Origin of the sequence: Psychrobacter frigidicola (assembly GCF_007997305.1) — a bacterium.
Classification (GTDB): domain Bacteria; phylum Pseudomonadota; class Gammaproteobacteria; order Pseudomonadales; family Moraxellaceae; genus Psychrobacter; species Psychrobacter frigidicola.
In genome coordinates this window covers 1496588-1508798 of the sequence record NZ_VORZ01000001.1, presented here as the reverse complement: position 1 = coordinate 1508798, position 12211 = coordinate 1496588, and the positions used below count along the sequence as shown (strand labels likewise).

At 41.6% G+C, this 12211-nt stretch carries 12 protein-coding genes and 1 tRNA gene; 8 read left to right on the top strand and 5 right to left on the bottom strand.

Annotated elements, in window-relative coordinates; all coding sequences use genetic code 11:
- The first annotated feature begins 59 nt into the window (after positions 1-59).
- The 3 genes from ES754_RS06215 to ES754_RS06205 all read left to right on the top strand — a co-directional run bounded on the left by ES754_RS06215 (position 60) and on the right by ES754_RS06205 (position 3612).
- Entirely contained in the window at positions 60-1127 is a 1068-nt protein-coding gene (locus ES754_RS06215; RefSeq protein ID WP_147223014.1) for a DUF58 domain-containing protein, read from the top strand.
- Entirely contained in the window at positions 1124-3343 is a 2220-nt protein-coding gene (locus tag ES754_RS06210; RefSeq protein ID WP_147223012.1) for a transglutaminase TgpA family protein, read from the top strand. Before ES754_RS06215 ends, ES754_RS06210 begins: the two co-directional genes overlap by 4 nt.
- A 192-nt stretch (positions 3344-3535) precedes the next feature.
- Positions 3536-3612: transfer RNA gene (locus tag ES754_RS06205), tRNA-Val, on the top strand.
- 273 nt (positions 3613-3885) lie between these two features.
- On the opposite strand, the gene ES754_RS12345 is transcribed toward ES754_RS06205, so the two are convergent.
- Positions 3886-3939, bottom strand: a complete 54-nt coding sequence (locus ES754_RS12345) for a hypothetical protein (protein ID WP_266094773.1) — start codon at positions 3937-3939, stop codon at positions 3886-3888.
- Between the two features lie 623 nt (positions 3940-4562).
- On the opposite strand from ES754_RS12345, the gene ES754_RS06195 reads away from it, so the two are divergent.
- Together ES754_RS06195 and ES754_RS06190 are read left to right on the top strand one after the other, a co-directional pair.
- Positions 4563-5276 carry a hypothetical protein gene (locus ES754_RS06195; protein ID WP_147223010.1) on the top strand — a complete coding sequence of 238 codons (714 nt, stop codon included), beginning with the start codon at positions 4563-4565 and terminating at the stop codon, positions 5274-5276.
- Between the two features lie 175 nt (positions 5277-5451).
- Complete coding sequence (locus ES754_RS06190; RefSeq protein WP_147223009.1) at positions 5452-6576, top strand: Fic family protein; 1125 nt, start codon at positions 5452-5454, stop codon at positions 6574-6576.
- Between the two features lie 344 nt (positions 6577-6920).
- On the opposite strand, the gene ES754_RS06185 is transcribed toward ES754_RS06190, so the two are convergent.
- The gene (locus tag ES754_RS06185) at positions 6921-7622 is read right to left on the bottom strand and encodes a GntR family transcriptional regulator (protein ID WP_147223007.1); all 702 of its coding nucleotides are present in this window, start codon (positions 7620-7622) and stop codon (positions 6921-6923) included.
- A gap of 139 nt (positions 7623-7761) precedes the next feature.
- Here ES754_RS06185 and ES754_RS06180 point away from each other — a divergent pair, with 139 nt between their 5' ends.
- Positions 7762-8460, top strand: coding sequence for an aspartate/glutamate racemase family protein (locus tag ES754_RS06180; RefSeq protein ID WP_147223005.1), 699 nt, complete (start codon positions 7762-7764; stop codon positions 8458-8460).
- A 45-nt stretch (positions 8461-8505) separates the two neighbouring features.
- Positions 8506-9912, top strand: a complete 1407-nt coding sequence (locus ES754_RS06175) for an NCS1 family transporter (protein WP_147223003.1) — start codon at positions 8506-8508, stop codon at positions 9910-9912.
- A gap of 423 nt (positions 9913-10335) precedes the next feature.
- On the opposite strand, the gene ES754_RS06170 is transcribed toward ES754_RS06175, so the two are convergent.
- Positions 10336-10842, bottom strand: coding sequence for a hypothetical protein (locus tag ES754_RS06170; protein ID WP_147223001.1), 507 nt, complete (start codon positions 10840-10842; stop codon positions 10336-10338).
- Positions 10843-11112: 270 nt separating this feature from the next.
- Here ES754_RS06170 and ES754_RS06165 point away from each other — a divergent pair, with 270 nt between their 5' ends.
- On the top strand, positions 11113-11439 hold the full coding sequence (locus tag ES754_RS06165; RefSeq protein ID WP_227677930.1) for a hypothetical protein: 327 nt from the start codon (positions 11113-11115) through the stop codon (positions 11437-11439).
- An 8-nt stretch (positions 11440-11447) separates the two neighbouring features.
- On the opposite strand, the gene ES754_RS06160 is transcribed toward ES754_RS06165, so the two are convergent.
- Positions 11448-11588, bottom strand: a complete 141-nt coding sequence (locus ES754_RS06160; protein WP_227677932.1) for a DUF3124 domain-containing protein — start codon at positions 11586-11588, stop codon at positions 11448-11450.
- Complete coding sequence (locus tag ES754_RS06155) at positions 11560-12048, bottom strand: hypothetical protein (protein WP_227677934.1); 489 nt, start codon at positions 12046-12048, stop codon at positions 11560-11562. The genes ES754_RS06160 and ES754_RS06155 overlap by 29 nt, the downstream gene beginning before the upstream one ends.
- Between the last annotated feature and the right edge of the window lie 163 nt (positions 12049-12211).

The following is a 12211-nucleotide window of genomic DNA, read 5'->3' as shown; positions in this document are numbered from 1 at the left end:
ACTGAATCGGCTCCATTTAATGTTGTTCCACTGCCAAGCATAACAACGATAGGGTGGTCATGACCATATTGCCCAATGCATTATCCCAACCTATAAAGACTGCGCTGGCAGGTTGGTTTGCCAAGCGCTCGCCTAAAAGCGACAGTGCCACTCTCAATCTGCGTAATGTCTATATTTTTTTTAGCCGCGAGGGCATGCTGTTTGCCTTGCTGTTGATAATTACCTTTATCGCGGGTATTAACTATGGCAATAATTTAGTCTTGGGGCTGTGTTTTTATTTAGTCAGTGTCTGGCTCATTAGTTTCCATGTGACCTTTTCCCACATATCAGGGCTACAAGTACGGTTGCTGGATGTGACCATGGCAGAGGCGGGAGAGTCGGCATGGGTGACACTACAACTGCGGAGTGAGAGTCGACAGCCCAGACGACAATTGGCACTCAGCTTTGAGCCTCGTATTGAGAAAAGTGCTGTCAAAGATGTCAATAATAAGCAAAGTAATAATAATGACAGCAAGGGTAAGAGTACTGGCAATGATATCAGTGCACCCGTATTAATCTCGCGTCTGCAAGATGAGCAAATTATACGTATAGCAATACCTACCAATCAGCGCGGACAACTTGAGCTGCCACGCTTGCAAATCAAAACCGTCTATCCCTTAGGCATCATGCGCGCATGGTCTTATGTCTATTTTGCGCGTACGGCTTGGGTTTATCCCAAGCCTGAGCGCTTTGAATGGCAAGCGCAATATTTGGTGGCCAATAGTGACGACTTGCCGACGGGTGGGCAATATACCCAAGGCCAAGATGACTTTGAGCGCCTTGATAACTATATCGAAGGCGAGTCTTTGGCGCGCGTGTCTTGGGCGCATGTGGCGCGTGGACAGGGTATGTTTACCAAGCACTTTGCCGACCCTGTCGGTCATGAGCAGACGCTAGACTATGCGGACATGCCAGCCGCTCATCATGAACAAAAACTGTCACAATTGGCTCATGGCGTGATAACTTTAGGTCAGCTGGGCGTGCCTTTTCAGATGCAATTACCGCATGAGGATTTGAGCACGGCAATCATTGGTCAAGGTGGGGTGTTTGCCCAAGCCTGCTTATTAAGGTTGGCAAAAATACCATGACCGATTCTAACTTATCCACGCGTAACCCCTTCGAGCAGTTGGCATTGGGTCAAAAACCTAGTGTTAGCAACAATGATATTAATAGTGGCAATGACAACAACAATGACCCCAATCATTCAGCCAGTCAATTAAATTGGTTCCATAAGTTACTAGCCTTACCTGCCTATTACTGGGTACTCATTACTCAGTTTTTGATTATTTTGCCGCATGCGGCTCATTTGCCGTTATGGCTAATGGGCTTTGCGCTAATTAGTATTCTTGCCCAACTGCCCCGTATTAAGTCTAAATTCAAAAAAACGCGACACTTAAAGCGCCTATATCAAGGCATGCAAATGCTTGGGTTTTTGCTGGGGCTGGCAGGCTTATGGCTGACCTATAATGCTACCTTTGGGCTTGATGTGGGCGTGGCGTTTTTAGTCTTGTGCCTAATTAGCAAACTGTGGGAGCTCTATAAGCGCCGTGATGCCTATGTGGTGCTTAACTTATCGCTGTTTGTACTTGCTGCGCTATTCTTGATGGATCAAGGGCTGGTCACGACTGTAGAAGTTATTGTCGGTACTATCGCAGTGTTACTAGCATTTATTGCGCTGAATGATGACAGTAATACTCGCGGTGATGGGCGCTTGCGGACGCTTGGGGTGCTAGGGGTCTCAGGATTACCATTATTGGTGGTGCTATTCTTATTCTTCCCCCGTTTGCCGCCATTGTGGTCAGTACAGTTATCAGGACAGCAAGCGACTACTGGGGTCTCTGATAGCATGTCACCCGGCGACTTTGCTAATTTAGGTCAATCAACTGCCTTAGCCTTTCGTGTTGAGTTTAAAGACACACCGCCTGCACAAAGTGAGATGTACTGGCGCGGTTTGGTATTTAGCGATTTTGACGGCATTACTTGGCGTCGCAACCCTGAACAACCGCCACCTTGGCAGCCTTCTGAGCAGCTCCCTGTCTGGTTTGAGCAAGCGCTAGCGACGGCTCCTACTGAGGTGCAGCGAGCGCCGAGCAGCTATGAGATTATCTTAGAGCCGACTCAGCAGCGCTGGTTGTATGGTCTCGATTATCCTTTGGCACCGCGCCAAGATATTGGCCTTACCACAGATTTTACTTTACTCAAATACCAACCTGTCACCCAGCAACTGCGTTATGACGTCCTGCGTTTTACGCCCATGCGTATCGACCCTGAGCTTGATGACGCCTCCAGACGGCTGAACTTGGAGTTACCGAATAAAGGTAATCCTAAGGCTCTCGCCCTTGCCAAGCAATTATTTGCCCAGTCAGGCTCAGACCCCGAGCTTTATATACAAGCCATTGAGCGCTGGATTAATCAGACCGAGTTTCGCTATACTCTATCGCCGCCAAAACTAAATAATAATCGTATTGATAGTTTTTTATTCGATACCAAAGCTGGGTTTTGTGAGCACTATTCGTCAAGCTTTACCTTTATGCTGCGCGCCGCTGGTATTCCAGCACGAGTGGTTGCCGGTTATCAAGGCGGTGAGTTAAGTCGTGGTGGCAAGGTGTGGGAAGTACGGCAAATGGATGCGCATGCATGGACTGAAGTGTGGTTAGCAGGGCAAGGTTGGGTGCGCGTTGATCCGACGGGCTTCGTTGCGCCTGAACGTGTCGAGAAGGGTATGAATGCCATGACCCAAGCCCAAGGTGCCTCGATGTTCGGCGATGGTGCCGGCGCGCAAATCAGCTATCAGCAATATCAAATGCTACAAACGTTGCGGCGCCTATCCGATCAAGCCAGTTATTATTGGCAAAAGGATATCGTCGGCTATGATCAGGATAAGCAAGCAGGCTCACTGCTAAAGTGGTTTAACATCAAATCAGTGATGCAGCAGATTGCTTGGATGGCAAGTATTGCTATTACGGTGATGACCCTCTTAGCGCTGATGATTTGGCAACGTCGCCGTAAACGTTGGCATCCGGCAGATTTGCCTTTAGTTAAGCTCTCTAAACGTCTTAGCAAGCATGACAATACGCTTGCTCGCGCTGACAATGAAGGTCAGTTGGCTTGGCTTGAACGGTTGGCTGCTACCGATAGTAATAAGAGTAAGTCAGATTTTAATATCAATTACGCCGCTATTGAGTCTCTAAAACAAGACTATCGCCAACTGCGTTACGGGCGTTTAAGTGCGCTTGATAATGGTAGTCATGATTATCAACAAGCGCTCAAGCAGCTTAAGAAGAATGTGCGTTCACTGTTATAATCATTATCTTTATTGATAGCCCAATTATCCCACCTGTAATAAAGGTTTAATAAAATTAAATACTATCAATATCTTAGTCGTTAAGTGGATAGGTATTAAATAATTAAATAGCGATAATCTAATAATAAACCAATATTTAGATAGAAAATGCTTGCAAAGTCTTTAAAACTTGCTAAAATGCTTGACCTAAATAGGCGTATAGCTCAGTTGGTTAGAGCGCTACCTTGACATGGTAGAGGTCAGCAGTTCGAGTCTGCTTATGCCTACCAAATTTAGAAAGCCCCAGTTTAACGACTGGGGCTTTTTTTGTCCGTAAAATATGGGCTGTAGCAGAAATGTAAGGTGAGTTTTAGTCAAAAACTTCATACTTCTAGCCTCAGATAAACTGCATCAAAAAGTCTATGTGCCCAAATTGTGCCTAAGCTGTGCCTTCTATAAATTTTACCTGTCTCTCAAAATAGTGTTTTTGACCTCTACCGTAGTTTTCCTAAAACCACTTTAGAATTAATTTATGTCTCTTTCTCTAACGACTTGTTGGGTACTTAAGTGAACAAATCACTCAATCCAACATCTAGTGCCTCACAAATTTTATCCATGGTTTCAAAGTCTGTTCTTGAAGTTTGTTCATTTACCCTGCTTTTGAGTGTTCAAGTTTTTGAGAGTGATGAGGATATATTATTTAGTCGTTATCTCGATGATAAAAAAAAGACAGCAACTAAAAATCGCAAGATGAAATCGGAGCGTGGTAAAAAAGCGGCCGAAGCTCGTTGGGGTAAAGAGGGCAGTGACAATAGCAAAGTTGAGAATGATACAAGCAACAATACAATCAACCGTCAAGCATCGTCCAAGCAATGCATAAGCAGTACTAATAGCATGCTTGAGCAATGCCCGTCATCTTTATCGTTATCTTCATCATTATCCAATAAAGATTCTCTCTCTCAGATGAGCAGCAGTTCAAGTATTGTTTCTATCAAACAATGGCGAGCACCAACATTAGATGAGATAAACGCATTACTTAAAAGTGAACACACATCAGCACCCATATTAGACTCTGGAACCTATAAGAATCATATCAGTAAGTTCAAAACCTATTATGCCGAACAAGAGCTCAAAAACAATCCCATTTTGACTGATGATAGACGATGCGATGTCCTTGTTACATGGATTATTAATGATCGCCAATAGCAACTCGTCAATACAAAAATAAAAGGACAGTCACATGAAAAACACATCAACAAATCCGATAGCAGTAAGCCAAATGCGTTTGATAGTGCAGTCAGCTACATCGAGCGCAGTAACGATGAAGTCGACAGCTACTTCGATGCCATGGAGCGAACTTGAAACCTATGACAATGAACAGATGCTACGCCAATTAACCAAAGAGATAGTCAGATTGTTTGGAGAGTGGCAACTGAACTTCGGTAATAAAGCACCTGTCAAAAATTATCCTATTCAAAAAGCAGCACTATGGGCAAAAGTAATCCTGTATATGCAACCAACGACTGAGCAATGGCAACAGGCTAAGGAACGTTCATTGTTTGAGGAATGGCCACCAAGCTCAGCACGTGACTTGCTAGCATTGGCATCAGTGAATAATCAGTACTATCCAGATATGCGCCAAGCGTATATTGATGCCGCAGTGTATCAAAAATACAGCCATGCCGTGGTCTATGAAACTGCGCGTCGAGTAGGATTTTGGGACATCAAGAGTAAGTCTGAGACGGTCACTTATAAACGTTGGCAGCAGTTATATCCTGAAGTGTGCTATGAGCATACAACTGGCACTGACTTTGCCATGCCACAGTCAAGTCAAGACAAGTCACGCACAAGCATATACCGATGGCTGATGATAGTCCGATGGCGGCTAGGGTTGATGCGTTTTTGGATAAGTTTAGAAGAAAGCATGGGATTAAAGCTTAGTTTTAATTTCTGAGTGAAGTTACATGAAACTCAATGAGATAAAATAATAATTGTCCTGCTATACCTGCAATCTTATTATTAAAGCTGATTTATTGTTACTGAAATCAGCTTTTATTGTCTTATGTGATTTTTCTCTGCATAATGTAAGGAGATTAAGGCTTTACTCTCTGCATATCACTGAGGAAAAAATGAAATACGTGACCTATATCTATGAAAACCCAGATTGGACCCAGTGGCAGTGGTCAGATAAAAAACTGTTGCCACTCGTCAGTCGTGTGCGCCTATTACAAGGCCGTCTGCTGGGTAAACTGCAAACACTAGGGTTTGATCTGAATGTCGAGGCGCAATTAGATGCCGTCACTTTAGAAGTTGTTAAAACCTCCGAGATTGAGGGTGAGGCATTAAATAGTGAGCAAGTACGTTCCTCTGTCGCCCGGCATTTAGGGATAGATAATGGGGTTATGCCAGCTGCGACTCGTGAAATTGATGCGGTGGTAGAGATGATGCTTAATGCTACTTATCATTATCAGCAACCATTATTGTTGGATGATTTATTAGGGTGGCATAGGGCATTATTCCCAGACGGCTATAGTGGGCTTTACCGTATTAAAGCGGGCAGTATCCGTGATGACAGCCAAGGACCAATGCAAGTGGTCTCTGGTGGTTATGGTCGTGAGCAGGTTCACTTTGTTGCGCCTAGCGCTGATAAGCTATCAGATGAGTTAGACAAGTTTCTATCTTGGTTTAATACGCCACCACATCAGCAGGACCATATAGATTTGGTGATCAAAGCAGGTATCGCTCATTTATGGTTTGTGACGATCCATCCTTTTGATGATGGCAATGGGCGATTGACTCGTGCCATCACCGAAAGAGTACTGGCACAAAGCGATGACAGCGCCCAGCGCTTTTACAGTATGTCAGCGCAGATTTTAAAGCAGCGTAACGATTATTATAAAATACTGGAGAGAACCCAAAAAGGCAATACGGATATCACTGATTGGTTGGTCTGGTTTTTACAAACGCTAGAACAAGCCCTGATTGCGGCTCAAACCACCACCAGTACAATCGTCAATAAAGCCAGCTTCTGGCAGAGACATCGACAGCATGCCTTAAGTACCAGGCAAGTACATATGCTCAATATTTTACTTACTGATTTTTATGGCAAATTGACTACAAAAAAATGGGCAACCATGACCAAATGTTCTATCGACACCGCACTACGCGATATTAATGATTTGATTGAGAAAGGTATACTTAAAAAATCTGAGTCTTCAGGGCGCAGTACCAGTTATGAGATAGAAGCAATCTAATGCATATTTTAGTACATTAGTCTTCAGAAGACTTAGGGCGGTTCATACCCTAGTAATGCGGTGGTTTATAATGCAGATGGCAGTTTACGCTTTCATATCAAATTAAGAGACTAATCTTATATATTACTTTCATAAATTTTTTGCAGAGTGATTGAATACTCTAAAACCAATTGAAAATGTACAACGGATGTAATGATAACAAGTTGAGGAGGGGTAGTGCTTAATGCTTTATCTGGATAAGTCTAGTATAAGCAGTTCTATTATATCAGTCTCATTTGAATAGTCTGTAAACTGGTTTTGGTGAGTGTGAGGTTGGTCTTACTGGAGTATAGTTTGGGAGAGGATCAAGCGTTCAATTGTTCTGCTAGAGTAGCAAGAGGTTCAATAGAACGCTCAAAATCAAGACTCGATTCTAGATGTTCTAAATGTTGACTAATTAATAGAATTAGCTGTTCTTCATCTCGTGCCTCAATCGCTTGCACAATACGCAAATGCTCATCTTCGGCACAGTTCGACGAGCCGAGCTTGTTATATAAGCCAATGATCAATGTAGTACGCAGTGTCAGCTCGCTTAAAAACTTCTCGAGAACTTGATTATCAGCAATAGCCGCTAAATCCATATGAAACTTACGTGATAAGCGTAATTCAACTGGTTTATCTCCTTGCGCGCGTGCCTTGGCTTCAGCAGCTATTGTTGCTCGCATATCAATTATGTCTTGGGCGCAAGCATTCTTAATAACATTGCAAGCTATGATTCGCTCAATGGTACGGCGAGCTTCAAACACATCGCTTGCTTCTTTAGGCGAAGGGGTTGAAATAAAGGCACCTCGGTTAGGTCGTAACTGTACAACATGCATAGTAGCGAGCGTAGAAAGTGCCCGTCTAACATTGGCTCTATTACAGTTAAATATCTCACTTAGTGTTGTTTCTACTAACTTTGTTCCAGCAGGCAGCCGCTGCTCTGATACCGCAGCGGTGATTGAGTTAATAATCATCTGTTCTGGTATTTCGTCAGTGTCAGTATCTATCTTTTTTATTTTTGTCATAATGGGGATTATAGTGCGCTAAACCATTCTTCACAACATGTAATAAAAATATCTATTGTTTTGTTAACAAATTTAGTTAACAATGATTGTTAACAATATTTTTATATTTCATTAACTAACTGATTGATGGTGATACTCTATGAAAATTCTAGTTATAAACCCTAATTCAACGGCATCTATGACGGATAAAATCGTAGCAAGCGCACGTCAAAAGGCAAGTGCCGGCACTACAATTATTGGCGCATCTGGAATCAATGCGCCTGCTTCTATCCAAGGACATTATGATGAGGCCATGTCTGTTCCGGGATTACTTGCGCGCTTGAAACAAGCTGAAGAGGAAGGAATCGATGGCGTAGTCGTCGCCTGTTTTGATGATCCGGGTATTGGGGCTTGTCGTGAAGTATTTTCAGGCCCCGTTCTTGGGATTTGCGAGGCTGCGGTAAAAGCCGCCAGTATGATCTCGACATCTTTTAGTGTGGTGACGACTTTACCGCGTTCTGTACCTGTAATTGAAGAGCTTATTCACGGCTACGGTTTGTCACATCGTTGCAGACGAGTGCGCTCTGCTGCAATCCCAGTACTTGCACTTGAAGAACCTGGCTCAGGCGCTCGTGAAAAAGTCCGTGACGAAATTTTGCGGGCGGTTCATGAAGACAACTGTGAGGCAGTTGTTCTGGGCTGCGCTGGTATGGCTGATTTAACTGAATGGTTGACAGAAGAAACGGGTATTCCTGTGATTGACGGCGTCACTGTAGCAACGCGTATGGTCGAAGCCTTAGTGGGTTGCGGACTGAAAACAAGCAAAATTGGAGCATATGCGTTACCAATCCAAGATTAATAAGTTTATAGCCTACTAAAAATTGTTCCAAGGAAGGAGAACGTAATGGATTATAAAGAAGATTATGCTGCGAAAGCAGAAATAAACGCTATAGATGTTGAAACGATAGGCGACGAAAGCCTTAAGCCAAATGGCCCAAAAGATAGAACTTTGGGTGCGCTTGGCTACATGTCTTTGTGGGTCGGAGACGGTGTGAACATGGGCAATATGACACTCGGTGCGAGTGTTATCGTTGCAGGTATGGCAATATTGAATATTTGGCAGACCATCGCAGCCGCATTAATTGCAATCGTAATTATTTCTACCTTCTTTGCATTAAACGACAGAGCAGGCTATAAATACGGTATTCCCTACGTCGCTCACTTAAGAGCATCATTTGGTAAGAAAGGAGCGCTGCTCTCATCCTTGCTCCGTGCAGTGCCGGCTGTGATCTGGTATGGTGTTCAAAGTTGGATTGGCGGTACCGCATTAAATGAAGTGTTCAAAATATTGTCGAGTGGCGCTTTTGATAATGTATTTGTCTGCTTCATCCTTCTTATAGTTGCGCAGATATTACTTTCAATGAAGGGCTTTAAGAGTATTAAAATAGTTGAGTCGGTAGCATCTGTCGTGCTGATGGGTATCGTCATTATTGTATTTACCATACTTGTTAAAGACCACAGTGCAGCCATTTCAACTTCCTGGGTTAATGCCAAAGGTACATGGGGAATTCCGTTCTTTGCCTATATTATGGTGTTTCTTGGTAACTATGCGGCTATATTTTTAAGTGCAGCAGACTATTCACGCGAGCTAAAAACAGGCTACACGGACGGAAAAAGAGGACTTTTTTACTTCGTACCGATTATCGTGGCTTATGGCTCGGTAATCGTTGTAGGCGCTATGCTTGCAAGTGCGACAGGTTATACAAATCCAGCGCTAGGGCTACCAGTATTATTTGATAGCGTTTATATGCAGCTATTCGTTTCTGTATTTATTGTGTTTGGTGTCATTGCTACCAACATGGTCGCCAACATTGTTACGCCAGCTTATGTTATTCAACTATTTACGAAACTGAACTATAAAGCTTCAGTGGCAATTACTGGACTGCTTGCAATAGGATCATTCCCGTGGCTATTAGTGCAGGACGATAATGCAAAAGGACTGGATACTTTTATCCATGTCTATTCAGCTTTTCTTGGACCGTTAATTGCGATTCTTCTTGTTGACTTCTATATGATGAGAAAACAGCATATCGATATCAAAGAACTATACAAAAAAGATGGGAACTTTGAGGGTGTGAACTATGCTGCACTACTGGCGCTTGGTATCGGAACAGCGGCAGCATTCGCATTCGTTCAGCTTGCTTGGCTGATCGGATTAATCGTTGCCGGTATTGCTTATCCGATTATTATGAAAACAATGTTTAAAGGCTCTAAATTCAAAAAAGGCACTGTTTTTGAAAAAGAGGTTTAACACCATAAAAAGAGCAGTAAAGTTAGCGGCTTTCTGCTCTTTTTATAATAAATAATTCACCTGCTTCGTTAAATGAACCCAGCTGAAAACCATACCTTAATTTGTAAGCAATATTCTGAAACCTTGTATGTATCAGCGATTTTACTGCAATAGAGTTAAGATTTTCTTTTACTAAGCTTCAATTTTTTAAGTAACTTTTATATTTAAGTGATAGGTTATTCCTATCAATTAAAGCCAACATATAATATCTATCAACAATTATTGCTATAAAATTGTTTTCGCTATCAATTACAATATATTCACCATTTTATAAATATTATTTTGACTAAATTTTTATTAGTATGTCGGGGTTTTCAGCAAGGACAAAGTAATATCCAATAAAAAGCCCCGCATAACGCAGGGCCTCACAATCAGCTTGATATACTAGTCTTCTTTACGTACTTCTTTAATTTTCTTGGCAGCAGACTCCATCGTATCAGCTGCTTTGTCAGCTAGTGACCCAAGAACATCTTTTGCTTTAGTGGTGGCATTCTTAACTAAAGATTCATCTTTATCATCTTCAGTATCTTTGCTGTCTTTAGAATCTGAGTCTTTAGAATCTGAGTCTTTAGAATCTGAGTCTTTATCGTCAGACTTGTTGGTATCTTTACTGTCTTTATCATCAGACTTGTTGGTATCTTTACTGTCTTTATCATCAGACTTGTTAGTATCTTTACTGTCTTTAGCATCAGACTTGTTGGCATCTTTATTGTCTTTAGCATCGGACTTGTTGGTATCTTTATTGTCTTTAGCGTCAGACTTGTTGGCATCTTTATTGTCTTTAGCGTCAGACTTATTGGTATCTTTGTTGTCTTTAGCGTCAGACTTGTTGGTATCCTCTTGTTTAGTGTCTTTTTGCTTATTGTCTTCCGTAGCTTTTGAATTACTCATGTTTCATTTCCTTTAGGTATGTTGTTTTTAGTTTTGATTAACTAAGGTCGAGCTTACTACTTTATTGCGTTAGCTGTCTGTATATCATAAGTTTCAATAGGTAATGTGAGTATTCATGCAGCGTACCCTTTTTATGATGCAATCTTATACTGTATAGCCTAACAGCAACTATAATAAACTTGCTCAATTACATGGGTCATTGAGATTGCTTGGTTTCCAATATTTTATTATTCGTATCAAACCTTTAATAACAATAAGATAAGTATGATTATGAATAAGAATGTATTAATAGGTCTAATGAGCCTGCTTTTAATATCCTGCTCATATTTTGAGAAAGATAAAGGCAAAATCATTATAAATAATGAAAGCGCTGATCTTGTATCTAAAGTCAGGATTGAATATACAAGCGCTAAGAGGGTAGATTTAATAGGAGAGTTACCCCCAAACTCTTCTTATAAGTACGCTATTGAATATACAACTTTTGAAGATTCAATCTATATTTACTATACCGACAAGGATAAAAAGGTTCACTCTGAGAATGTAGTCCCATATGCGGCTACATATAATAAAGAGCGGTATATATTTAATATAAAATAAAATTTGTATTAGTGCACAACTGGCGTACCCTGCGTACTAAAGGCAAACCCCGTATTGCTAAAGTTACCGATCATAACCGCCTCAATCACTGGTCTAACCGTCTCGTCTATACCTTCAACTTCAATGATATTGGTAGCATTTGGCATCATAAGCAGTGATGCCAACCAATACCACTGCTAAAAAACTTGAAATAAAAAATTGCGCAGGATTTAAAAAAGCCCGATTGAGGCTAAAGTTATTGTCAGATATTTCACGAATAAAGGTGACGAAAACCGCAATCTTGATGGCAATAAAACCATCAACGGGCAGCGATAATCCTGATTTTATTAACGCTGTAAAATGAACGACCAGCAAAATGACAATCGCCACACTGGTTAACAGGTCAAAGACAGCGACTTTATTTACGGATAGGGGCGATTTTGAGCGAAGATAGCGTCCTACCGTAGCGACAAAGCCCAGTAAAATAATGAATAGGTAGAAGATATGAAAAAGTTGCTGTAGCCCAGTTGATAGTGTAAAACCACTATCAACTAACGCGATTCCTATTCCAATAATGCTAACGACAATGGCAAACTTATTTAACAACCGATACGGTATGACAGCATGCATAGCCTAAGTCCAGACAAGGAGTAACTACCACACTTATACGCCTCTTTTTAACTATCTGCTAAGATTGGTTTTGAATAATCGTAACCAATTATGCTGCATTTTATTATAAAATCTTATTCTTCATCTCATACTGGATTCAGCAGGCTGGTTTTAAAATCTTCAT